Origin of the sequence: Rhizobium sp. 1399, assembly GCF_031455475.1 — a bacterium.
Lineage (GTDB): Bacteria > Pseudomonadota > Alphaproteobacteria > Rhizobiales > Rhizobiaceae > Rhizobium.
The window spans coordinates 140098-163782 of record NZ_JAVDSU010000007.1 but is presented as its reverse complement, the minus strand read 5'-3'; the positions used below and the strand labels follow the sequence as shown (position 1 = coordinate 163782).

The 23685-nt window shown below is 61.2% G+C and carries 24 protein-coding genes; 19 read left to right on the top strand and 5 right to left on the bottom strand.

The window, feature by feature from the left end:
• Window positions 1-5: 5 nt before the first annotated feature.
• The 4 genes from J2X71_RS22315 to hemC are packed head-to-tail and all read right to left on the bottom strand — an operon-like array spanning window position 6 to window position 4601.
• Window positions 6-1613 carry a heme biosynthesis protein HemY gene (locus J2X71_RS22315; protein WP_310385013.1) on the bottom strand — a complete coding sequence of 536 codons (1608 nt, stop codon included), beginning with the start codon at window positions 1611-1613 and terminating at the stop codon, window positions 6-8.
• Window positions 1614-1615: 2 nt separating this feature from the next.
• Window positions 1616-2890, bottom strand: a complete 1275-nt coding sequence (locus J2X71_RS22310) for a hypothetical protein (protein WP_310385010.1) — start codon at window positions 2888-2890, stop codon at window positions 1616-1618.
• A 59-nt stretch (window positions 2891-2949) separates the two neighbouring features.
• A complete protein-coding gene (locus tag J2X71_RS22305; RefSeq protein WP_310385008.1) occupies window positions 2950-3666 on the bottom strand; it encodes a uroporphyrinogen-III synthase in 717 nt (238 codons plus the stop codon).
• A gap of 5 nt (window positions 3667-3671) precedes the next feature.
• The gene (gene hemC / locus J2X71_RS22300) at window positions 3672-4601 is read right to left on the bottom strand and encodes a hydroxymethylbilane synthase (RefSeq protein WP_310385006.1); all 930 of its coding nucleotides are present in this window, start codon (window positions 4599-4601) and stop codon (window positions 3672-3674) included.
• A gap of 72 nt (window positions 4602-4673) precedes the next feature.
• Here hemC and tsaD point away from each other — a divergent pair, with 72 nt between their 5' ends.
• Genes tsaD through J2X71_RS22275 form a run of 5 tightly spaced genes read left to right on the top strand, consistent with a single transcriptional unit; the run spans window position 4674 to window position 8145 of the window.
• Complete coding sequence (gene tsaD, locus J2X71_RS22295) at window positions 4674-5771, top strand: tRNA (adenosine(37)-N6)-threonylcarbamoyltransferase complex transferase subunit TsaD (protein ID WP_310385004.1); 1098 nt, start codon at window positions 4674-4676, stop codon at window positions 5769-5771.
• Entirely contained in the window at window positions 5768-6751 is a 984-nt protein-coding gene (locus tag J2X71_RS22290) for an NAD(P)H-dependent glycerol-3-phosphate dehydrogenase (RefSeq protein ID WP_113319737.1), read from the top strand. The genes tsaD and J2X71_RS22290 overlap by 4 nt, the downstream gene beginning before the upstream one ends.
• Before the next feature lie 9 nt (window positions 6752-6760).
• On the top strand, window positions 6761-7054 hold the full coding sequence (locus tag J2X71_RS22285) for a YciI-like protein (RefSeq protein WP_007814473.1): 294 nt from the start codon (window positions 6761-6763) through the stop codon (window positions 7052-7054).
• A gap of 5 nt (window positions 7055-7059) precedes the next feature.
• Complete coding sequence (locus J2X71_RS22280) at window positions 7060-7491, top strand: EVE domain-containing protein (protein WP_113319736.1); 432 nt, start codon at window positions 7060-7062, stop codon at window positions 7489-7491.
• 6 nt (window positions 7492-7497) lie between these two features.
• Window positions 7498-8145, top strand: coding sequence for a methyltransferase (locus J2X71_RS22275; protein WP_310385000.1), 648 nt, complete (start codon window positions 7498-7500; stop codon window positions 8143-8145).
• On the opposite strand, the gene J2X71_RS22270 is transcribed toward J2X71_RS22275, so the two are convergent.
• On the bottom strand, window positions 8142-8636 hold the full coding sequence (locus J2X71_RS22270) for a hypothetical protein (protein WP_310384998.1): 495 nt from the start codon (window positions 8634-8636) through the stop codon (window positions 8142-8144). The two genes, J2X71_RS22275 and J2X71_RS22270, sit on opposite strands and share 4 nt — an antisense overlap.
• A 303-nt stretch (window positions 8637-8939) precedes the next feature.
• On the opposite strand from J2X71_RS22270, the gene sdhC reads away from it, so the two are divergent.
• The 14 genes from sdhC (at window position 8940) to J2X71_RS22200 (ending at window position 23674) form a co-directional block, all read left to right on the top strand.
• The gene (gene sdhC / locus J2X71_RS22265) at window positions 8940-9332 is read left to right on the top strand and encodes a succinate dehydrogenase, cytochrome b556 subunit (protein ID WP_310384996.1); all 393 of its coding nucleotides are present in this window, start codon (window positions 8940-8942) and stop codon (window positions 9330-9332) included.
• A gap of 11 nt (window positions 9333-9343) precedes the next feature.
• Window positions 9344-9724 carry a succinate dehydrogenase, hydrophobic membrane anchor protein gene (gene sdhD, locus J2X71_RS22260; RefSeq protein ID WP_113324704.1) on the top strand — a complete coding sequence of 127 codons (381 nt, stop codon included), beginning with the start codon at window positions 9344-9346 and terminating at the stop codon, window positions 9722-9724.
• A gap of 7 nt (window positions 9725-9731) precedes the next feature.
• Window positions 9732-11573, top strand: coding sequence for a succinate dehydrogenase flavoprotein subunit (gene sdhA / locus J2X71_RS22255; RefSeq protein ID WP_037101745.1), 1842 nt, complete (start codon window positions 9732-9734; stop codon window positions 11571-11573).
• A gap of 15 nt (window positions 11574-11588) precedes the next feature.
• The gene (locus tag J2X71_RS22250; RefSeq protein WP_310384993.1) at window positions 11589-12368 is read left to right on the top strand and encodes a succinate dehydrogenase iron-sulfur subunit; all 780 of its coding nucleotides are present in this window, start codon (window positions 11589-11591) and stop codon (window positions 12366-12368) included.
• Window positions 12369-12646: 278 nt separating this feature from the next.
• Entirely contained in the window at window positions 12647-13153 is a 507-nt protein-coding gene (locus J2X71_RS22245; protein WP_113324722.1) for an AprI/Inh family metalloprotease inhibitor, read from the top strand.
• Between the two features lie 48 nt (window positions 13154-13201).
• A complete protein-coding gene (gene zapE / locus J2X71_RS22240) occupies window positions 13202-14365 on the top strand; it encodes a cell division protein ZapE (protein WP_310384991.1) in 1164 nt (387 codons plus the stop codon).
• Between the two features lie 174 nt (window positions 14366-14539).
• Entirely contained in the window at window positions 14540-15502 is a 963-nt protein-coding gene (gene mdh, locus J2X71_RS22235) for a malate dehydrogenase (protein WP_007822364.1), read from the top strand.
• 36 nt (window positions 15503-15538) lie between these two features.
• Window positions 15539-16732, top strand: a complete 1194-nt coding sequence (gene sucC / locus J2X71_RS22230; RefSeq protein ID WP_310384986.1) for an ADP-forming succinate--CoA ligase subunit beta — start codon at window positions 15539-15541, stop codon at window positions 16730-16732.
• A gap of 8 nt (window positions 16733-16740) precedes the next feature.
• Entirely contained in the window at window positions 16741-17232 is a 492-nt protein-coding gene (locus J2X71_RS22225; protein WP_310384983.1) for a DUF1579 family protein, read from the top strand.
• A gap of 13 nt (window positions 17233-17245) precedes the next feature.
• Entirely contained in the window at window positions 17246-18148 is a 903-nt protein-coding gene (gene sucD, locus J2X71_RS22220; RefSeq protein WP_310384981.1) for a succinate--CoA ligase subunit alpha, read from the top strand.
• A 170-nt stretch (window positions 18149-18318) separates the two neighbouring features.
• Window positions 18319-21303 (top strand): 2-oxoglutarate dehydrogenase E1 component, encoded by a 2985-nt coding sequence (locus J2X71_RS22215; RefSeq protein ID WP_113324711.1) that lies wholly within the window; start codon window positions 18319-18321, stop codon window positions 21301-21303.
• 18 nt (window positions 21304-21321) lie between these two features.
• Window positions 21322-21621 carry a YciI family protein gene (locus J2X71_RS22210; RefSeq protein ID WP_310384978.1) on the top strand — a complete coding sequence of 100 codons (300 nt, stop codon included), beginning with the start codon at window positions 21322-21324 and terminating at the stop codon, window positions 21619-21621.
• A gap of 49 nt (window positions 21622-21670) precedes the next feature.
• Entirely contained in the window at window positions 21671-22918 is a 1248-nt protein-coding gene (gene odhB, locus J2X71_RS22205) for a 2-oxoglutarate dehydrogenase complex dihydrolipoyllysine-residue succinyltransferase (RefSeq protein ID WP_310384976.1), read from the top strand.
• A 15-nt stretch (window positions 22919-22933) separates the two neighbouring features.
• On the top strand, window positions 22934-23674 hold the full coding sequence (locus J2X71_RS22200) for a DUF4241 domain-containing protein (RefSeq protein ID WP_310384975.1): 741 nt from the start codon (window positions 22934-22936) through the stop codon (window positions 23672-23674).
• Window positions 23675-23685: the final 11 nt, after the last annotated feature.

The window sequence follows — 23685 nt, the reverse complement described above, 5'->3', positions numbered from 1 at the left end:
CCATTTCAGAAAAGGCGGAGCCGTGTCTTGGGTTCCGGTTCCATCTTGGGATCGCGGACGCCGGGGTCATCCGGCAGGCCGCCAAAGAAGGGTTTTGGTTCAGATGTGGCAGGAGCCGGCCGGGAGGCGGACGGTTCGGCAGCTTTTGCCGGTGCGGGTGCCGAAGTTGCCGGGCGCACGGCTTCGGCAATCGTCGCTGCCCGTTCCAGCTCGATGATGCGGTGGTCGTTGACCACGCTTTCCGGCCGGGTTTCGCGCAGTGGCGGTAGGGTCTTCAGCGCCGTTTCGATAGAGGCGGTCGAACTTTCCTCGACCGGTCCTTCGAGCTGGCCGAAAGGTGCCTTCCATTCGAAGGCGTCGAGACGGCCGGTCACCGGCGAGACCGGCAGCCATTTGTCGGAAACGAAACCATCGGCAACCCATGCCGGATCGCGCGGCGCCTTCAGCGCCTGTGCCAGCCAATGGCGCACGCGACCCTGATCGCCAGTCTCCGCTTCCTCGATATCCGCAAGCAACAAGAAGGCCGCCTCGCGGGGTTCGATACGGGCGGCAGCTTCCGCCTTCGCGCGGGCCTTGGAGAATTCCCGTGCATCGAGCGCCGCCTGTGCGACGACGAGGAGAGATTCGACATTGTTCGGCCGCATGTTCTCCAGTCGCTCGGCGCGCTTCAGACGATCAAGCGTGGAATCGCCGCTGCGGGCGCGGACATAGACGCGGCCTATCTCGGGATGCGGTCCAGCCTTCCACGACTGTTCGAGAATGGAGGCAGCCTTGCGGATGCCACCCTCGCGGAAAAGCGCCTTTGCGGCAATCAGGGCGGCAGGTACAAAATCGGCGGACAGCTTCAGTGCTTGCAGGGCATCGTCGCGGGCGCCGGCAGGATTGCTTTCCAGCTTGTCATCGGCACGGGCAGTCAGCAGCAGAGCATGCAGGCGGTTTGCTTCGGCTTTTTCGACAACCTTGGCGGCCTTCTGCTGTTCCAGCAGACGGATGGCGTCGTCCCAGCGACCGGACTGACTGCGATATTCGAGCGTCGCCTGCGCGGCCCATGGCAGGTAAGGCGCGTTATCTGCGGCCTTTTCGGCGTACTGGCGGGCAGCTTCGTTGGCACCGAGGCGTTTGGCCTCCAGATAAAGACCGCGTAGGCCGAGTTCGCGCGTTTCAGGATCGTTGGCCATGGCCTCGAATTTGGAACGCGCCTCGTCGTAGCGGCCTTCGATGAGAGCGGCTTGCGCTTCCAGAAGATTGATCAGCGGTTCCTGATCGGCGCGGATGAGGCCGCGTGAACGGGCGGCCATCTTGCGCGCGAGCAGTGCGTTGCCTGCGCCGGCGGCAATGAGGCCGGTCGACAGGGCCTGATAGCCGCGATCGCGTTTGCGAGCGCGGAAAAAGCGCGTCACCGAATGCGGAGAGGTCCAGATGAGGCGGACGAACCACCAGGCCACCATGACGGCAGCGATCAGCGCAATGATGGCGCTTGCCGCGACGATCAGTCTGGTCTGGTAGATCTGGCCTTCCCAGATCAGCGACAGATCGCCAGGGCGATCGGCAAGCCAGGAGAAACCATAGGCGAGAACGAGGACGAGGAGCGCGAAGACAACCAGGCGGACCATGCTCATCCTTCCTTGCCGGTGCCGGAAATGGCCTTGGAGAGAGCACCGCCAACGAGATCCTCGACGCGGATACGAGCTTCGAGTGACTGCTTGAATGCGGCGGAAGCCTGTTTTGCGGTCGCAGGCAGGCTGCTCCATTCGGTGGCCGCACCGGGCAGATCGCCGTTCTTCACCTTGTCCTCCATGCGCGCGGCAATCGCTTCAACGCTTTCGCCTTCGACATTGCCGACCGGGCGGACCGAGACCAGAGATTTGGCGCTCGACATCAGCCGGTCCGACCAGCTCTGATTGGGATCGGGCTGGTTGACGGATTCGACGATGGCGGTCGCGACATCCGGAACCTGACGGATCAGTTCGGCGCGGGACGGCACGCCGGTCTCGGCAAAGCCGCGCAGATCAGTTGCAGCCGGATCATCGGGTGCTACGCCGGCAAATGTATCGAGTTCGGCGATGAAGGGGCCGCCACGGTCGATCGCGGCCTTGAGAGCTGCGGCTGCTATGGCGCGGGCAACGGCGACATCCTCGCGCGGTTCGTTCAGCTTCTTTTCGGCTTCGGCAAGGCGGCTCGTAATGTCGGCGCCGTTTGAGGCCTGCTGTTCGGTGGTCTGCGCAAGGCTCGTCTTTAACTGATCAATCTGAGCTGTCAGATCTGCAATCTTCTGGTTGAGTGCTTCGACATCGGCCGAGTCGGTCGATGTGCCGGACCCCGGCGTCTGAGGGGCCGTTTCGAGAGCTGCGATGCGCTTTTCGAGGGCACTGTTATCGACGGCTGGCGACGGATTGGCGGCAAGGCTTGCGACCGATTGCTTGAGGCCTTCGATCTCGCCGGAGAGGTCGGCCATGTCGGCAGAGTTCGTCTGCTGGGTGGAGGAGCCCGGCAGATAGCCGGCATATTGAATCGCCCCGGCGCCAAGCAGGGCGACAAGGCCGCCGAAAATGCCGGCGGCAATCAGGCCCGACGTGACCACGCCCTTCTGTGGCTGAGGCGGCTGTACCGGTTCCGATGGCGGGGGCTCCTTCGGGAGGGGCTCTTCCTGCGCGCCGGCAGCGCGGTCGCTCTCATCTTCCGACAGCGGTTCACCGCCGGCTTCCGCAGCGGCTAAGGCTTCGGTGACAGGTGCGTCATCGGCTGCTTGTGCGGCTTCTTCAGCAGGCTTTTCAGGATCAGTCGCCGAGGCGAACTCCTGCGCGTCCAGGTCAATCGTGACCGGCTTGTCGGAGCTCTTCGAGTGGCGTGGCGGATTTCCCGATACCATGAGGTCCTCATTATCCTGCATTGCAACGAAACTAGACAGGGATGGCAATTAAGGGAAGAGGTTAGATCAAATTTGGGCGGCTAAAGCCTTCTAAGCAGCGACAAAAGGCTTTTTTCATCCGGCATCGGCGAAATCTCCAGGACTGTTCTCAAAACCGATGGAACCGCTTCCGCAACAGTATTGCTGAGGCAAATGAGACGGATTTTCGGCAACTGCAGCAAAAGGGACTCTACCTGCGGGATATGAAAGAAATTTCCGGCCGTGTGGCGGGAATAGAAAAGAACAGCATCAGGAGGATTGTTCGCCAGGAGAGCTGCGACGGTCTCGGGGCTGGGCGCGACAGGCTCCATCCGGTAACACTCGGCCACCGAGAAATACCGCCCGAGCTCCCTCAGACGCGTCTCGAAGGTCTCGGCGCGCGGACTGCCGGCGAGATAGAGAAGCCTATCGACCTTGTTTGCCGCGATCAGCTCGGCCAGCTCGCGGCCGCTGCCCGACGATGCTGTGACAGAATGGAACCCCAGCTTGCGGGCCTCGTCGGCCGTCGTTTCGCCAACGGCAAAGAGACGCCGCGAAAGGTGAAGTGCTAGCGCCTCCCCCAAAGGCTGCAAGGTGCGCACTGCTTCGGCACTTGTTATGGCTATCGCGCCAGTGGTTGTTTCCAGAGCCTGCCGAGCGGCCGCCATGTCGTGGACGGGACGGGTGAGCGGCAGCAATAGTGGCTCGTGACCCAGCTCGCGCAAACGTTGAGCGGTGCGCTCGCCCGAATGCGCTGGACGGGTGACGAGCACGCGCATGCAGGCTAGCTCCAGTCCTCGAAGAAGCTGCTACCGGCCCTTGCGCGCACGTCCTGTCCGGCGCGAGTGCCAAGTGCAGCGGCGTCGCGGCGGTTGCCGTCGATGGTGATCGCATGCTGGTGGCGGCCGTCAGGAGTGAGGATGAGGCCCGAGAAGCGGATCTGATCACCCTCGCAGACGGCGTAACCGCCGATCGGCGTGCGACAGGAGCCATCGAGGGCGGCAAGGAAGGCGCGCTCGCAGGAGACTGTGTCGAAGGTCGGCGCATCGTTGATCGGCGCCAGCAGCTCGTCGATCCTTGTGTCGCCGATGCGGCTTTCGATGCAGATCGCGCCCTGGGCAGGTGCCGGTGGGAAGCTGTCGGGGTCGAGGATATCGGTGATCACCTCGACCTTGCCGAGGCGCTTGAGGCCGGCAAGCGCCAGAAGCGTCGCATCGACCTCGCCTTCCTGCAGCTTACGCAGGCGAGTGTCCACGAGGCCGCGGAAAGTGATGACGTTGATGTCCGGCCGCATGCGGCGGATCAGGGCCTGGCGGCGAAGCGAGGACGAACCGACGGTCGCGCCATGCGGCAGATCGATCAGTTTCGGCGCGGTGCGGCCGATCACGGCATCGCGAATATCTTCGCGCGGTAGATAGGCCGAAAGGTAGAGGCCTTCCGGCAGGTTCGTTGCCATGTCCTTGCTCGAATGCACGGCGAAATCGAGGTCACCGGACACAAGCTTTTGCTCGAGTTCTGCCGTGAAAAGTCCCTTGCCGCCGATCTCGGCCAGCGAGCGGTCGGTGATGCTATCGCCCTTGGTGGTCAGCACGACGATCTCGAACATCTCCTGCGGCAGATTGTGGGCTGCCATCAGCCGGTCGCGGGCTTCGTGTGCCTGCGCGAGCGCCAGTGGGCTGCCGCGTGTGCCGATCCGGAAAGGTTTTGTTTGCATCCGCTTTGATCCGTTGTTACCGGAGTTCTCGTAAACAGGTTTAAACCCTATCGCAATCAACGAACAGGTTTCATGGCTCCCTTTCTGCGCATCCTCGGCATCGAGACAAGCTGCGACGAGACCGCCGCTGCGGTCGTCGAGCGCGATGCGGAAGGCCGCTCCAACGTGCTGTCGGACGTCGTTCTTTCCCAGCTGGACGAGCATAGTGCCTATGGCGGCGTGGTGCCGGAGATCGCCGCGCGCGCCCATGTCGAAGCGCTGGACGAGTTGATCGACGAGGCCCTGAAGCGCGCCAACGTGTCGCTCTCGGATGTCGATGCGATCGCCGCGACTTCAGGGCCTGGCCTGATCGGGGGGCTGCTTGTCGGGCTGATGACCGGCAAGGCGATCGCCAAGGCAGCCGGCAAGCCGCTTTATGCAGTCAACCATCTCGAAGGCCATGCGCTGACGGCGCGGCTGACAGACGGTCTTTCTTTTCCCTATCTCATGCTGCTGGTTTCCGGTGGCCATACCCAGCTCATCCTCGTGCGCGGCATCGGCGAGTACGAGCGCTGGGGCACGACGATCGACGATGCACTGGGTGAAGCCTTCGACAAGACGGCGAAACTGCTCGGCCTTCCCTATCCCGGCGGGCCGGCAGTGGAGCAGATGGCGCAGGGTGGCAATGCCGATCGTTTCAATTTTCCGCGGCCGCTCGTCGGCGAGGCACGGCTCGATTTTTCGTTCTCGGGCCTGAAGACGGCTGTGCGGCAGGCGGCGACCGAGATTGCGCCGCTGACGGATCAGGATGTCGCCGATATCTGCGCCTCGTTCCAGAAGGCGATTTCCCGTACGATGAAGGATCGCATCGGCCGCGGCCTGCAGCGGTTCAAGACGGAATTTCCAAACCTCCCGGAAAAGCCTGCGCTGGTGGTGGCTGGTGGTGTCGCAGCCAATCTGGAAATCCGCAGCACCCTTCAGGCGCTCTGCGACAAGAATGGCTTCCGCTTCATTGCGCCGCCGCTCCGCCTCTGCACCGACAATGCTGTGATGATCGCCTGGGCCGGGCTGGAGCGCATGGCGAAGGGTGTTGCGCCTGACGATCTCGATGTGCAGCCGCGTTCGCGTTGGCCGCTCGATTCCAGAGCCGTGACCATGCTCGGATCCGGAAAGCGGGGAGCCAAGGCATGAGCGAGCGCATCGCCGTCGTCGGATCGGGTGCTTTCGGAACGGCGCTTGCGGCCGTGGTCGCCCTGACCGGGCGAAATTCGGCGATCCTTGTTGGCCGCGATCCGTCGCTGATCGAAGACCTCAAGGCGGAGCGGCTGCATGATGCTGTTCTGCCTGGCATCCCACTGCCGGAAATACTGGAGTTCTCTGCTGAGGCGGATGCAATCGGCGATGCGGGCATCGTGCTCTTTGCCATGCCGTCACAGGCGCAGGCGGATGCCGCGCGGCAGTATGGTCCTTACCTGGCTAAGGACGCTATTGTGGTCACCTGCGCGAAGGGGATCGAACGGCAGACCGGTGCGCTTCTGACCGACATGCTGGAGCGGGAATTGCCCGATCATCCGGTTGGCGTGCTCTCGGGTCCAGGCTTTGCCGCTGATATCGCCAAGGGGCTGCCGACAGCCATGGCGATCGCTGCGGCTGACATGCAGGTTGCCGAGCGGCTGGCGCAGGCGATTTCCGGCCGCACCTTCCGGCTCTATGCCTCGGCAGACCGCATCGGCGTGCAGCTTGGCGGAGCATTGAAGAATGTACTGGCGATTGCCTGCGGTATCGTCGAAGGCCGCGGTATCGGCGATTCGGCGCGTGCGGCGTTGATTGCCCGCGGGCTTGCCGAGATGTCGCGCTTCATCGTCGCCAAGGGCGGCAATGCCGATACGGCGCGGGGGCTTTCCGGCCTCGGTGATCTGGTGCTGACGGCAACCAGCCATCAGTCGCGCAACCTGCGTTTCGGCATTGCACTCGGGCGCGGCGAAAAGGTCGACCCTTCGCGCGGCGAGTTGGTGGAAGGGGCTTTTGCTGCAGCGGTTGCCTCGCGGCTTGCCGAAGAGCTCGGCGTCGAGATGCCGATCACCGATGCGGTTTCAGCGATCATTGAAGGTAAGCTCGGCATATCCGAAGCCATCGAACAATTGATGACACGTCCGATTACGACCGAATAGGAGACAGACATGCTTTTCGCCCTTCTCTGCAAGGACAAGCCCGGCCATCTCAACGTGCGCATGGAAACGCGCTCGACCCATCTCGATTATCTCAACAAGCTGAATGCCGAAGGCAAGCTTGCCATGGCCGGCCCGTTCCTCGATGCCGAAGGCAAGCCGAACGGCAGCCTCGTGATGGTCCATGCCGAAACAGCTGATGATGCCAAGGCACTCGGCGCTGCCGATCCCTATGCACTCGCCGGCCTGTTCGAAAGCGTCGAGGTGAAGCCCTTTAACTGGGTCTTCAACAAGCCGGAGGCTTAAGCGGGATGGCGCACTGGCTTTATAAATCCGAGCCCGCAGCCTGGTCCTGGGAAAAGCAGAAGGCGGCTGGCGAGAAGGGTACCGAATGGACCGGTGTGCGCAACTACCTTGCGCGCAACAATATGCGGGCCATGCAGATCGGCGACAAGGGGTTCTTCTATCATTCCAATGACGGGCTGGAGATCGTCGGTATCGTCGAGGTCTGCGCGCTTTCGCATCCGGATTCGACGGCGAAGGGCGACGATCGCTGGGATTGTGTCGATATCCGTGCCGTCGTGGATGTGCCGAAGCCGGTGACGCTGAAGGATATCAAGGCAAACGAAAAGCTGTCCAAGATGTCGCTGGTCACCTCGATGCGGCTTTCCGTGCAGCCGGTGACGGATGACGAATGGGCCGAGGTCTGCCGCATGGGCGGTTTTGACAACCCGCCGCGCTGAGCAGCTTTGAAAACCGACCCGGAAACCTTCATCCGCGCCAATACCAGCCTGCTTGCGCCGCCGCATGTACCGGAGATCCGGCTGTACCTGGCCAGCGAGGCCCATGAGCTCTGGCTGAAGACGGAAGAAGAGCTGGAGGCGATCGGCCTGCCGCCGCCTTTCTGGGCATTTGCCTGGGCGGGCGGGCAGGGGCTGGCGCGCTATGTTCTCGATCACCGCGAAACGGTCAAGGGAAAGCGCATACTGGATTTCGCGAGCGGTTCCGGATTGGTGGGAATTGCCGCAAGCAAGGCTGGCGCAGCCAAGGTGACGGCCTCCGATATCGACCCGTGGTCGCAGACGGCGGTGCGGCTGAATACGGCTGCCAATTCGGTCTCGCTGGATTTCACCGGGGCTGATCTCATCGGTCTGAATGTCGATGCGGATGTGGTTCTCGCCGGCGACGTTTTCTACGACAAATCCTTAGCCGGTGCGCTGGTGCCTTGGTTCGAGACGCTCGCGGCCGGGGGCAAGGACGTGCTGGTCGGCGATCCCGGACGCGCCTATTTGCCGAAAGACAGGCTGGAATTCTGCGCCGTCTATGAAGTGCCCGTCACCCGGGCGCTCGAAGACAGCGAGGTCAAGAAGACGACTGTCTGGCGGTTCAGGCCCTAGGGCCGGATAACACAGACATTGGCCTCATAAGAGCAGGGGTCATCGGCGATGCCGACATCGATCACCTTGGCCTTCGGGGCAAGGTTACGTTCCGGCGTAGCCAGACGATAGAACCCGTCGCCGCCGACATAGGTTCCGCCATCCGTCTGGTAGGCATAGGACGATCCGGCGTAGAGGCCATTGCTCCCGTAGTTCTGGTCATAGCTCTGGGGCTGGGACGCAATGACGACGATATTGCCGCGGCCATAGCGGCTTGTCCCCGGATAGTTGAACTGCTTCAGAAAAGAGGTGCGCGGGCGATAGCGGATGACGTTGTCGCGTGTGAAGTGCAAGCCGCTATCCCACTGGGTGCGCCTGCCGAGGAAGACGCCGTCATTAAAGCCGCCATGGCGCGGAAAGCGATGATCGAAGTGGCGCTCTCCGGCTGCTGCAGGCAGCGCTGTCAGCACCGCAAGGAGAGCAAGGATGGTCTTGGACAGACTGCGAAACATGGACCAAACTCCGAAACGCTAACAAATCGTTAACGCCAGATTGCGCCAAAAGGCGGGGCTTGTCCACGCAGGCGTGCGGTCAGCTTAGAAATTGAGCGAAAGAGACGAGTTTCATCGAGTTGAAAACTTCCCGGTAACGCGAATCGATTAAATTAAAAGCAGGCAGCAATTATGCTTGTCGTCAGGGGTTTCGGTGATTAAACGTCGACAATGATGCAACGCACACAGAATTTTGTCATTCGTGTGGTTGACTGAGAAATGCCCCTGACATCAAGGGCAAAGAGAAGACGCCGCGAGGTTCTGATGGCGAATGTGACAAACCGGCCCCTGTCGCCGCATCTACAAATTTACAAGCCAATTCCCACCATGGTCATGTCCATCGTTCACCGTATCACCGGTGGCGCTCTGTACTTCGGCACGCTGCTGATTGCCTGGTGGCTGATCGCTGCTGCCAGCGGCCAGGGCTATTATGACTGGGCCAACTGGGTGCTTGGCAGTATTATCGGCAAGCTCGTCCTGCTCGGTTACACTTGGGCGCTGATCCACCACCTGCTCGGCGGCTTCCGCCACTTCATGTGGGACCTCGGACATGGTTTCGAGAAAGAATTCTCGACCAAGCTCGCCATCGCCAATATCATCGGATCGCTCTGTCTGACCGTGCTGGTCTGGGTGATCGGCTTCATCATTCGCTTCTGAAGGTCGCACTCATGGATATGCGCACTCCTCTGGGCAAGGTTCGCGGCCTCGGTTCCGCCAAGGAAGGCACCGATCACTTTTGGCGCCAGCGCCTGACGGCCGTTGCCAACGTACCCCTCATCATCTTTTTCGCGATCTTCATGATCGTCTATGCGGGTGCGCCTTATGCCGACGTGGTTCGCGCCCTCTCGAACCCGTTCGTCGCCGTCATCATGGGCCTGATGATCATATCCGGCACTATCCACATGAAGCTCGGCATGCAGGTCATCATCGAAGACTATGTTCACGGCGAGATCGGCAAGCTGCTGCTCCTGATGCTGAACACCTTCTTCGCGGTTCTGATCGCCGGCCTCTGTCTCTTCGCCATTCTGAAAATTGCATTCGTAGGATAACCGTATCATGGCAACGTCTTCACCCGCTCAGAATGGGAAGGCCTACACCTATGTCGACCATTCCTATGACGTAATCGTCGTCGGCGCCGGCGGCGCCGGCCTGCGTGCCACGCTCGGCATGGCCGAACAGGGCTTCCGCACGGCCTGCATCACCAAGGTATTCCCGACCCGCTCGCACACGGTTGCGGCCCAGGGCGGCATCGCTGCCTCGCTGCAGAACATGACGCCTGACAGCTGGCAGTGGCACCTTTACGACACTGTCAAGGGTTCCGACTGGCTCGGCGACGTCGACGCCATGCAGTATCTGACCATGGAAGCGCCGAAGGCGGTCTATGAGCTGGAGCACTACGGCGTGCCCTTCTCGCGCAACGAGGAAGGCAAGATCTATCAGCGTCCGTTCGGCGGCCACATGCAGAATTTCGGTGAAGGCCCGCCGGTGCAGCGCACCTGCGCCGTTGCCGACCGTACCGGCCACGCCATCCTGCACACGCTCTACGGCCAGTCGCTGCGCAACAATGCCGAATTCTTCGTCGAATATTTCGCGCTCGACCTCATCATGTCCGATGACGGCAGCCGTTGCACCGGCGTGATCGCATGGTGCCTGGACGATGGCACGATCCATCGCTTCGCGGCCAAGATGGTGGTGCTCGCGACCGGCGGTTACGGTCGCGCCTATTTCTCCGCGACCTCGGCCCATACCTGCACCGGCGACGGCGGTGGCATGGTTGCCCGTGCCGGCCTGCCGCTGCAGGATATGGAATTCGTGCAGTTCCACCCGACCGGCATCTACGGCTCCGGCTGTCTGATCACCGAGGGTGCGCGCGGCGAGGGCGGCTACCTCGTCAACTCCGAAGGCGAGCGCTTCATGGAGCGCTATGCGCCGTCGGCCAAGGATCTGGCCTCGCGTGACGTCGTTTCGCGCTGCATGACGCTGGAAATCCGCGAAGGCCGCGGTGTCGGCAAGAACAAGGATCACATCTTCCTGCACCTCGATCATCTCGATCCGGCCGTGCTGCATGAGCGCCTGCCGGGCATTTCCGAGAGCGCCAAGATTTTTGCCGGCGTCGATGTGACCCGCGAACCGATCCCGGTTCTGCCGACCGTTCACTACAACATGGGCGGCATTCCGACGAACTATTGGGGCGAGGTGCTCAATGCTGACAGCTCCAATCCGGAACGCATCATCCCCGGCCTGATGGCTGTCGGTGAAGCCGGCTGCGCCTCGGTTCACGGGGCAAACCGTCTTGGCTCCAATTCGCTGATCGACCTCGTGGTCTTCGGTCGCGCTGCGGCGATCCGCGCCGGCGAGGTCATTGACCGTGCATCGCCGGTGCCGGCGCTGAACATCGCCGCCTGCGACAAGATCATGGATCGTTTCGACGGTCTGCGCCATGCCAGCGGCGGCACGCCGACGGCGGTGCTGCGCGAGAAGATGCAGCGCGCCATGCAGGAAGATGCGGCGGTGTTCCGTACGCAGGAATCGCTGGAATCCGGCTGCCGTCGTCTTTCGGAAATCTGGGGCGAACTCAAGGACATCAAGGTCACCGACCGCTCGATGATCTGGAATTCCGACCTCGTCGAAACGCTCGAGCTGCAGAACCTGATGGCCAATGCCATCACCACGATCTACGGCGCCGAAGCCCGCAAGGAAAGCCGCGGCTCGCATGCCCGCGAAGACTATACGTCAGGTCCGTTCGCAGGTCGCGACGACGTCAACTGGCGCAAGCACACGCTGGCCTGGGTGAACGAGGCTGGTGATGTGAAGCTCGATTACCGGCCTGTCCACACCGACCTCATCGCAGACGGCATCGATCCCCACAAGATCGAGCCGAAGGCCCGCGTATACTGATCAGAGGAACCTGACATGGTTGAACTCGCTCTCCCCAAGAATTCCAAGATGCGCGAAGGCAAGGTGTGGCCGAAGCCGGCGGGTGCCAAGAACACTCGTGAGTTTCGCGTCTATCGCTGGAGCCCGGATGACGGCCAGAACCCGTCGATCGACACCTTCTACGTGGATGTCGACGATTGCGGGCCGATGGTTCTCGATGCGCTTCTTTACATCAAGAACAAGATCGACCCGACGCTGACGCTGCGCCGTTCCTGTCGTGAAGGCATCTGCGGTTCCTGCGCGATGAACATCGACGGCACGAACACGCTCGCCTGCACCAAGGGCATGGACGACATCAAGGGCACGGTGAAGATCTACCCGCTGCCGCATATGCCTGTTGTCAAGGATCTGGTTCCTGACCTCAGCAATTTCTATGCCCAGCATCGCTCCATCGAGCCCTGGCTGAAGACGGTTTCGCCGACGCCGGCCAAGGAATGGAAGCAGAGCCATGAGGACCGCCAGAAGCTCGACGGCCTCTACGAGTGCATCCTCTGTGCCTGCTGCTCGACCTCCTGTCCGAGCTACTGGTGGAACGGCGACCGTTACCTCGGTCCGGCCGTCCTGCTGCAGGCCTATCGCTGGCTGATCGATAGCCGTGACGAAGCGACTGGCGAACGTCTCGACAATCTCGAGGATCCGTTCCGCCTTTATCGTTGCCACACGATCATGAACTGCGCGCAGACCTGCCCGAAGGGTCTGAACCCGGCCAAGGCAATCGCCGAAATCAAGAAGATGATGGTCGAGCGTCGCGTGTGAGTGTCGACGCCTCTACCGGATTCAATTGAGCGTTATCTCGACTTCGCTGAACGGATCGAACTTAATCAAGAACGAGACGGCCGGGCACAACACCTTGCTGACATATTTTATCAGCAAGAAGTCCGGCGAGCGGTCGGTTGAATTGTGCCGGCCTTGCTATAGGTGTCACGAAGGCCGATTTGCGTTGTGCTGACTTGATTAACCAAAGTGAAATACGGTAATTCGAACCTACAATTGAAATATCTCTGCGGTTGAGACGGACATTCGGGAGCTTGATGATGCAGTTGCGATATGTGGTGACGGGTCTAACGGCCGCTCTGGCCTTGGCGGGATGCCAGCGCACCTCATATGATTACAGCAGTAACAACGCACCTCCGCCGTTGACCGCGCAGCCGGTACCCTCCGTGCAGGGCGGCCAGCTTCCGCCGCCGGCCGGGCAGTTTCCTGCCGCGCCGACCTCGACGGCGCCGATGGCTGGTGTTCAGCCGGGTGGCGCAGCACCCGCGACCTCTCTTGATGTCACCAAGGAATCGATGGTCGGCAGCTGGCGTGTCAACGGTACCTGCGACATGTTCCTGACGCTCACCAATCTCGGCAGCGGATCGCGTGGCGGTACGCGCGGTTGTGTTGGCGAGCTGACGGCTATGGGTTCCTGGGAAGTTTCCGGCAAGCAGGTTCTGCTCAAGGACCGCAGCGGCAACCAGATCGGTTCCGTCTACAAGGTTGCCGACAACAGCTTCAATGGCCAGACCTCGACCGGGCAGCCGATCACCCTCAGCCGGTAAGTCAATCCGGCGGGGTTCCGCCGGTTGCGCATAGGCGGACAAGCCCTCATGCAGCCAATGCCAGACTATTCGCTCAGCGTCACCGAGCAGCTCAAATCGCTGACGGCTTCGGAGACGTTGCAGGTTGATTCCGCCCAGATGGATGTGGCCAAGTGTCTTGACCGGGTGCTTGCCTCTCTCAAGCAGAAACGGCCTGCCGCCAAGAGCAGCGCGCTCGGCTGGCTGTTTGCATCCAAGAAGAAGACGGAGAGCGGCATCAAGGGCCTCTATATCCATGGCAGCGTCGGGCGCGGCAAGACGATGCTCATGGACATGTTCTTCCAAATGGCGCCCTGCCGGAAAAAGCGGCGCGCGCATTTCCATGAGTTCATGGCCGATGTGCACAATCGCATCGCTGCTCACCGGCTGAAGCTGAAGAACGGCGAGACGAAGCAGGCCGATCCGATGCCGCCGGTCGCCGCTGCCCTTTTCGGGGAAGCGGAACTGCTCTGCTTCGACGAATTCACCGTCACCGATATCGCCGATGCGATGATCCTGTCGCGGCTGTTCTCCGAGCTTTTCGCGCGCGGCTGCGTGCTGGTGGCGACCTCGAATGTCGAGCCCGACAATCTCTACAAGGACGGCCTCAATCGCGGGCTTTTCCTGCCTTTCGTCGGTCTCCTCAAAAAACATGTCGAGATCGTCTCGCTCGATTCGCCGACCGACTACCGGATGGAGAAGCTGAACAGTCAGCCGGTCTACCTCATCCCGATCGATGAGCGCACCGACATGGCGATGGATGCGTCCTGGACGCAGGCGCTGCACGGCCGCAAGGCGCAGCCGACGGACATTGCCATGAAGGGGCGGGCAATCCATGTGCCGCTCGCCGTCGACCGCATGGCGCGCTTCTCCTTCTCCGATCTCTGCGAAAAGCCGCTGGGTGCAGTCGATTTCCTCGCCATCGCCGAACGCTTCGATACGATCTTCCTCGATCACATTCCCTTGCTCGGCCCTGAAAAGCGGAACCAGATCAAACGCCTCATCATTCTGATCGATACGTTCTACGATCATGGCACCCGCCTCTATGCTTCCGCCGCCGCCATGCCCGAAAATCTGCTCGTCGAAAGACGCGGCACCGAAGGCTTTGAATTCGATCGTACGGCATCTCGTCTTTTTGAGATGAGAAGCGCGGAATATCTTGCGGCGCATCATGAACGGCGGGCTGCCGAGTAACACTTTGGTGACAATTGATCTTACGTTTACGTAAGAATTTTAATATCTAAACGATTGAAATTGCTGCACCAAAAATAATGGATTGCCATTTTTTGGCTTTAGGTCTATGCGATTGCGGCATTGGGCGATGCCCGCGCGTCGCCCGACGGATTTTGATCGCAAAGGAAAAGCGAAATGGCGCGTAACAAGATCGCACTCATCGGTTCTGGCATGATTGGTGGCACGCTGGCGCATCTCGCCGGCCTGAAGGAACTGGGCGACATCGTCCTCTTCGACATCGCCGACGGTATTCCCCAGGGCAAGGGTCTCGACATCGCACAGTCCTCCCCGGTTGAAGGCTTCGACGCCAATCTGACCGGCGCCAGCGACTATTCCGCGATCGAAGGCGCTGACGTCTGCATCGTCACTGCCGGCGTTCCGCGCAAGCCGGGCATGAGCCGCGATGACCTTCTCGGCATCAACCTCAAGGTCATGGAGCAGGTCGGCGCCGGCATCAAGAAGTATGCCCCGAACGCTTTCGTGATCTGCATCACCAACCCGCTCGACGCGATGGTCTGGGCGTTGCAGAAGTTCTCCGGCCTCCCGGCCAACAAGGTCGTCGGCATGGCCGGCGTTCTCGACTCTTCGCGCTTCCGTCTTTTCCTCGCCAAGGAATTCAACGTTTCCGTTCAGGACGTCACGGCCTTCGTTCTCGGCGGCCACGGCGACACTATGGTGCCGCTCGCCCGTTATTCGACCGTTGGCGGCATTCCGCTGACCGACCTCGTCACCATGGGCTGGGTCACCAAGGAACGCCTCGAAGAAATCATCCAGCGCACCCGTGACGGCGGCGCCGAAATCGTCGGCCTGCTCAAGACCGGTTCGGCCTATTACGCTCCGGCCGCTTCGGCGATCGAAATGGCTGAATCCTACCTCAAGGACAAGAAGCGCGTTCTGCCCTGCGCTGCCCACCTCACGGGCCAGTACGGCGTGAAGGACATGTATGTCGGCGTTCCCACCGTCATCGGTGCCGGCGGCGTCGAGCGCATCATCGAGATCGACCTCAACAAGACCGAGAAGGAAGCCTTCGACAAGTCCGTCGGCGCCGTTGCCGGTCTCTGCGAAGCCTGCATCAACATCGCGCCCGCCCTCAAGTAACTGGTGCGCTGAAGTTATCGAAATAGGGATAAACCCATGAACATTCATGAATATCAGGCCAAGGCTCTGCTAAAGGGCTATGGCGCGCCGGTCGCGCAGGGTGTGGCGATCCTCAAGGTTGAAGAAGCCGAGGCTGCCGCCAGGTCGCTTCCCGGCCCGCTCTACGTGGTCAAGAGCCAGATCCATGCAGGCGGCCGCGGCAAGGGCAAGTTTAGGGAACTCGGCCCGGATGCCAAGGGTGGTGTCCGTCTCGCCAAGTCGATCGATGAAGTCGTTGCGCATGCCAAGGAAATGCTTGGCAATACGCTGGTAACCGCGCAGACCGGCGAAGCCGGCAAGCAGGTCAATCGCCTCTACATCGAAGACGGTGCCGACATTGCTCGCGAGCTCTATTGCTCGCTCCTGGTCGACCGTTCGGTCGGCAAGGTGGCCTTCGTCGTTTCGACCGAAGGCGGCATGGATATCGAAGCAGTCGCTCACGATACGCCTGAGAAGATCCACACGATCGCCATCGATCCGGAAGCTGGTGTGACAGCTTCCGACGTTGCTGCGATCTCCAAGGCGCTTCAGCTTGACGGTGCGGCTGCAGAAGACGCCAAGACGCTCTTCCCGGCGCTCTACAAGGCTTTCGGCGAGAAGGACATGGCCCTGCTCGAGGTCAATCCGCTGATCGTGATGAAGGATGGCCACCTGCGCGTTCTCGATGCAAAGATGTCTTTCGATGGCAACGCTCTTTTCCGCCACGACGACGTGAAGACGCTTCGCGACGAGACGGAAGAAGACGCCAAGGAAATCGAGGCCTCCAAGTGGGACCTCGCCTATGTCGCGCTTGACGGCAACATCGGCTGCATGGTCAACGGTGCTGGCCTTGCCATGGCGACGATGGATATCATCAAGCTTTACGGCAAGGAGCCGGCAAACTTCTGCGACGTCGGCGGCGGCGCCGGCAAGGAGAAGGTCGCTGCAGCCTTCAAGATCATCACCGCAGACCCCAAGGTCGAAGGCATTCTCGTCAACATCTTCGGCGGCATCATGAAGTGCGATGTCATCGCCGAGGGCGTCATTGCCGCGGTCAAGGAAGTCGGTCTCAAGGTTCCGCTCGTCGTTCGCCTTGAAGGCACGAATGTCGATCTCGGCAAGAAGATCCTGAACGAATCGGGTCTGGCGATCACGGCGGCTGACGATCTCGACGATGCGGCCAAGAAGATCGTCGCTGCGATCAACGGTTGAGAACGGTCATGGCTTTCCAGTCCACGCCCAGTGCTGCTCATCTCCGCCTCGATGCCTTTGCCGGTGTCTGGGAGGGGGAAGAGCATGTCGCGGCTTCGGCGTGGACAAAGGAAGGCAAGGCCAGCGCTTCGCTTTCTGGCGAGGCGCTGTTCGGCGGATTTTTCCTCGAGCAGCGTTACTGCCAGATGCGCGACGGCGAAGTTTCCTTCGAAGCCCGCAATGTTTTCGGCTTCGATAGTTCGAACCAGAGCTACAAACTCTACCAGTTCGACAGCGTCGGTTTTGCTCCGCCCACGCCGGCTTCCGGCGCGTGGAATGGCGATGAACTCGTGCTGATCAAGACTTCTCCGCGCGGAAGGCAGCGCACCGCGTTCACATTTGAAAATGAAGACTGCTACCGGATGGGCGTCAGCTTTTCGCCTGCAGGCAGCGATACTTGGCAGGAGATCGTCAGCGGCATCTATCGTCGCGCGTCTCTCACGTCTTCCAACCTCTTCTAGACAAAGGCCCCGCATGTCTATTCTCGTCAACAAAGACACCAAGATCCTGGTTCAGGGTCTGACCGGCAAGACCGGTACATTCCACACCGAACAGGCGCTTGCTTACTACGGCACGCAGATGGTCGGTGGTATTCACCCGAAGAAGGGTGGCGAAACCTGGACCGGCTCCAAGGGCGAAAGCCTGCCGATCTTCGCAACCGTTGCCGAAGGCAAGGAAAAGACCGGCGCCAACGCGTCCGTCATCTATGTTCCGCCGGCAGGCGCAGCCGATGCGATCATCGAGGCGATCGACGCCGAGATCCCGTTCATCACCTGTATCACCGAAGGTATCCCGGTCCTGGACATGGTTCGCGTCAAGGCTCGCCTCGAGCGCTCCAAGTCGCGCCTGCTCGGCCCGAACTGCCCAGGCATCCTGACGCCGGAAGAATGCAAGATCGGCATTATGCCGGGCTCGATCTTCCGCAAGGGTTCGGTCGGTATCGTTTCCCGCTCCGGCACGCTGACCTACGAAGCTGTCTTCCAGACCTCCAACGAAGGTCTCGGCCAGACGACGGCTGTCGGCATCGGCGGCGACCCGGTCAAGGGCACCGAATTCATCGACGTGCTCGAAATGTTCCTCGCCGACGAAGCCACGACCTCGATCATCATGATCGGCGAAATCGGCGGTTCGGCTGAAGAAGACGCAGCGCAGTTCCTCAAGGACGAGGCCAAGAAGGGCCGCAAGAAGCCGATGGCGGGCTTCATCGCGGGCCGTACGGCACCGAAGGGCCGCACGATGGGCCATGCCGGTGCTGTGGTTTCCGGTGGCAAGGGCGACGCTGAATCGAAGATCGCGGCGATGGAATCGGCAGGCATCAAGGTGTCGCCGTCTCCGGCTCGCCTCGGCAAGACGCTGGTTGAAGTCCTCAAGGGCTAAACCAACTTATATACCCCGGGCGGAGGAACGGCATCCTGGCCTCCGCCCGGCTCTCCACTTACTCAATGCGGATGCGCCGCGGACAGGCGGCAATCGGAATGCGGCAGCCGGCGATGAAGCCGGCAAATTCATCTAAGTCAGGAGGCGGGCGGAAGCGTCCGCGTAACACCATGGCACGGCAAGAAGCCAACGAGCAATTTCAGATCACCTCGTTTCTGGATGGCGCCAATGCTGCCTATATCGAGCAGCTCTACGCCCGTTATGAAGACGATCCCAACTCGGTCGACGATCAGTGGCGGTCCTTCTTCAAGGCGCTGGAAGACGATCCTGCTGATGTGAAGAAGGCGGCCAAGGGAGCATCCTGGCGCAAGAAGAACTGGCCGCTGCAGGCAAGCGGCGATCTCGTCTCGGCGCTCGACGGCGACTGGGGCATCGTCGAAAAGGTCATCGAGACCAAGGTAAAGGCCAAGGCCGAAGCCGCCGGCCAGCCGGCAGGCGCCGCCGACGTGCTGCAGGCGACGCGCGATTCCGTCCGCGCCATCATGATGATCCGCGCATATCGCATGCGTGGCCATCTGCACGCCAAGCTCGATCCGCTTGGTATCGCCGCCCCGGTCGACGACTATCACGAGCTTTCGCCCGAAAATTACGGCTTCACGGCTGCCGACTACGATCGCAAGATCTTCATCGATAACGTGCTCGGCCTCGAATATGCGACCCTCCGCGAGATGATCGAGATCCTCGAGCGCACCTATTGCTCGACCCTCGGCGTCGAATTCATGCACATTTCCAATCCGGAAGAAAAGGCATGGATCCAGGAACGTATCGAAGGTCCGGACAAGGGCGTTGCTTTCTCGGCTGAAGGCAAGAAGGCGATCCTCGCCAAGCTCGTCGAAGCCGAAGGCTACGAACAGTTCCTCGACGTCAAGTTCAAGGGCACCAAGCGCTTCGGCCTGGATGGCGGTGAATCACTGATCCCGGCACTCGAACAGATCCTCAAGCGTGGCGGCCATCTCGGCCTCAAGGAAGCCGTGTTCGGCATGGCCCATCGCGGTCGCCTGAACGTGCTTTCCCAGGTCATGGGCAAGCCGCACCGCGCCATCTTCCACGAGTTCAAGGGCGGCTCCTATGCGCCTGATGAGGTCGAAGGTTCAGGCGACGTGAAGTACCATCTGGGTGCTTCCTCCGACCGCGAATTCGACGGCAACAAGGTGCACGTCTCGCTGACGGCAAACCCGTCGCACCTTGAAATCGTCGACCCTGTCGTCATGGGCAAGGCGCGCGCCAAGCAGGACATGAGTGCCACCGTCTGGGACGGCGACATCATTCCGCTGTCGGAACGCGCCAAGGTTCTGCCGCTCCTGATCCACGGCGACGCGGCCTTTGCCGGCCAGGGCGTCATTGCCGAAATCCTCGGCCTGTCCGGTCTGCGCGGCCATCGCGTTGCCGGCACGATGCACGTCATCATCAACAACCAGATCGGCTTCACCACGAACCCGGCCTTTTCGCGCTCGTCGCCCTATCCGTCCGACGTCGCCAAGATGATCGAAGCACCGATCCTGCACGTCAATGGCGACGATCCGGAAGCCGTGGTCTATGCGGCGAAGATCGCGATGGAATTCCGCATGAAATTCCACAAGCCTGTCGTGCTCGACATGTTCTGCTATCGCCGCTACGGCCACAATGAAGGCGATGAGCCGTCCTTCACGCAGCCGAAGATGTACAAGGTCATTCGTGGTCACAAGACAGTCCTGCAGCTCTATGCAGACCGTCTCGTTCGCGAAGGCCTGCTCACCGACGGCGAAGTCGAAAAGATGAAGGCCGACTGGCGCGCCCATCTCGAGCAGGAGTTCGAAGCTGGCCAGCACTACAAGCCGAACAAGGCCGACTGGCTGGACGGCGAATGGTCCGGCCTGCGCACGGCTGACAATGCCGACGAACAGCGCCGCGGCAAGACTGCCGTGCCGATGAAAACGCTCAAGGATATCGGCCGCAAGCTGTCGGAGATTCCGGCTGGATTCAACGCGCATCGCACGATCCAGCGCTTCATGGAAAACCGCGCCAACATGGTCCAGAGTGGCGAAGGTCTCGACTGGGCGATGGCCGAAGCGTTGGCTTTCGGCGCGCTCGTCGTCGAGGGCCACAAGATCCGTCTGTCCGGTCAGGATTGCGAACGCGGTACCTTCTCGCAGCGCCACTCGGTTCTCTACGATCAGGAAACCGAAGAGCGCTACATTCCGCTCGCGAACCTGTCGCCGACACAGGCCCGTTACGAAGTCATCAACTCGATGCTTTCGGAAGAAGCCGTTCTCGGCTTCGAATACGGCTATTCGCTGGCTCGTCCGAATGCGCTGACGCTCTGGGAAGCCCAGTTCGGTGACTTCGCAAACGGTGCGCAGGTCGTGTTCGACCAGTTCATCTCGTCTGGCGAACGCAAGTGGCTGCGCATGTCGGGCCTCGTCTGCCTGCTGCCGCATGGCTATGAAGGCCAAGGTCCGGAACACTCGTCCGCCCGTCTGGAGCGCTATCTCCAGCTCTGCGCGGAAGACAACATGCAGGTCGCCAACGTCACGACGCCGGCGAACTACTTCCACATCCTGCGCCGCCAGCTGAAGCGCGATTTCCGCAAGCCGCTCATCCTGATGACGCCGAAGTCGCTGCTGCGCCACAAGCGCGCTGTCTCGACGCTTGCCGAAATGGCTGGCGAATCCTCCTTCCACCGTCTCCTGTGGGACGATGCGGAGGTCATCAAGGATGGCCCGATCAAGCTGCAGAAGGATGCCAAGATCCGTCGCGTCGTCATCTGCACCGGCAAGGTCTATTACGACCTGCTGGAAGAGCGCGAAAAGCGCGGTATCGACGACATCTACCTGCTGCGTATCGAGCAGCTCTATCCCTTCCCGGCCAAGGCGCTCATCAACGAGCTGTCCCGCTTCCGGAATGCAGAGATGGTGTGGTGCCAGGAAGAGCCGAAGAACATGGGTGCATGGTCGTTCATCGACCCGTATCTGGAATGGGTGCTCGCCCATATCGATGCGAAGTACCAGCGCGTTCGCTATACGGGTCGCCCGGCCGCCGCTTCGCCGGCAACGGGCCTGATGTCAAAGCATCTGTCGCAGCTCGCCGCGTTCCTCGAGGATGCGCTGGGCGGCTAACAAAAAAGGGGGAGCGCGATGGCATATTTCTTCATGAGACTTGTGCCGCCGCGCTCCACATTCCCGCATGACGGGACCGGGGAGGAAATGGCGGCGATGAAACGCCATGCCGAATATTGGCACCAGAACGTTCTTGCAGGATCGGCGATTGCCGTTGGTCCTGTCTTCGAGGGTGAAGGGGCTTTCGGTATCGCGGTCGTCGAGGTTGCAGACCAGGCAGCAGCGCAGGCGCTTGCCGATGCGGACCCGATCATCACTTCCGGCTTCGGTTTTCGTTTCGACGTCTTGCCAATGCCCTCCGTCATTCTCCGGCCCTAAGCCGGGACCGCTGTCTAACACGATAACAAGCACAATCAGGATTTGAACAATGGCCACAGAAATCCGCGTTCCAACACTCGGTGAATCCGTCAGCGAGGCAACCGTCGGCACCTGGTTCAAGAAGGTCGGCGACGCCGTGAAGGCCGACGAGCCCATTCTCGAGCTTGAAACCGACAAGGTGACCATCGAAGTTCCGGCTCCGGCGTCCGGCACGCTTTCGGAAATCGTCGCCCAGGCTGGCGAGACGGTTGGTCTCGGTGCGCTTCTCGGCCAGATCGCCGAAGGTGCGGCTGCCGCAGCTGCTCCAGCTGCGGCAGCCCCGGCAGCAGCACCTGCTGCACCTGCTCCGACGCCAGCTGCTCCGGTTGCTGCCGCTGCTGCTCCGGCCGCCTCCGTATCCTCCATGCCGCCGGCTCCGGCTGCGGCAAAGATGCTGGCGGAGAACAATCTCTCGGCCGATCAGGTTGATGGCAGCGGCAAGCGCGGCCAGGTTTTAAAGGGTGATGTCATCGCCGCTGTCGCCAAGGCTGCAGCAGCTCCAGCCGCTGCACCGGCAGCGCCTGCCGCTCCGCGCGGTCCTTCGACGGTAGAAGATGCGGGACGCGAAGAGCGCGTGAAGATGACGCGCCTGCGCCAGACGATCGCCAAGCGCCTCAAGGATGCACAGAACACGGCTGCGATGCTGACCACCTACAACGAGGTGGACATGAAGGCCGTCATGGACCTGCGCAACAAGTACAAGGATGTCTTCGAGAAGAAGCACGGCGTGAAGCTCGGCTTCATGGGCTTCTTCACCAAGGCCGTCACGCACGCGCTCAAGGAACTGCCGGCCGTCAACGCCGAGATCGACGGTACCGACATCATCTACAAGAACTACTGCCATGTCGGCATGGCTGTCGGTACCGACAAGGGCCTCGTCGTTCCCGTCATCCGTGACGCCGATCAGATGTCGATCGCCGAAATCGAGAAGGAGCTCGGCCGTCTTGCCAAGGCAGCCCGTGACGGCTCGCTCTCAATGGCCGAGATGCAGGGCGGCACCTTCACCATCACCAATGGTGGCGTCTACGGCTCGCTGATGTCTTCGCCGATCCTGAACGCGCCGCAGTCGGGCATTCTCGGCATGCACAAGATCCAGGAGCGTCCGGTTGCCATCGGTGGTCAGGTTGTCATCCGCCCGATGATGTATCTGGCTCTCTCCTACGACCACCGCATCGTCGACGGCAAGGAAGCCGTGACCTTCCTCGTGCGCGTCAAGGAAAGCCTGGAAGATCCGGAACGTCTGGTTCTGGACCTCTAAGCGGAGCGATCTGCCATGCGAGACCGGATCATGCGAGCGGCGGGCGCAGTGTTCTGCGCCACGGTTGCCTTCATGCCGGTCTCGGCTCTCGCCTTCGATGTGAACAAGGCGAGCAGCAATTTCGACTTCGCATCGCTTGATGATGCCGAGCTTTCCGCACGCCACATCAAGACTGTCGACATGGGCAATGTCGAACTGACCTCGGGCCGTATCGTTGCCGCCGATCCGTTGGCACAGCCGGATCGGCCGGCATTGGCAAAGACGGTTCCTGTCGGTGAATATCCGGTACGGCTCTACGAGGCTTTCGGGCGGGTTGCGGCGTCAAGCATGCGCATTGCCGAGGGCAAGCCCGATCACTGGGAGCTTGCGACCATTCCGGGCCAGGATGTCGCTACGCTGAAGGGTGACGAGATCTTCGGCTATCCCGTCGATGCCGGTCTCGGCAGCTACATGGATGCCGACACGCTTGATCTGATCGGGGAACGCGAGCAGCAGGTGCAGGCTGCAAAGCCGGATTCCGACGTGAACTATTATGACGTGGTCGCCTCCGAACTCGATGCCAACAAGGGGGTCTATGACCTGCACCGGCCGATCGCCGGCAAGAAGGGCAATGTGGCGATATTCTGGAGCGGCTGGGGCGATGGCTTCTATCCGGTATTCTGGGGACTGGACAAGGACGGGCGTCCGCTGGTGCTGCTGACGGATTTCCAGGTCACCGAGAATGCCGACGGGCGCAGGGAGCCGAACCACAAATGAACGGGCAGGGC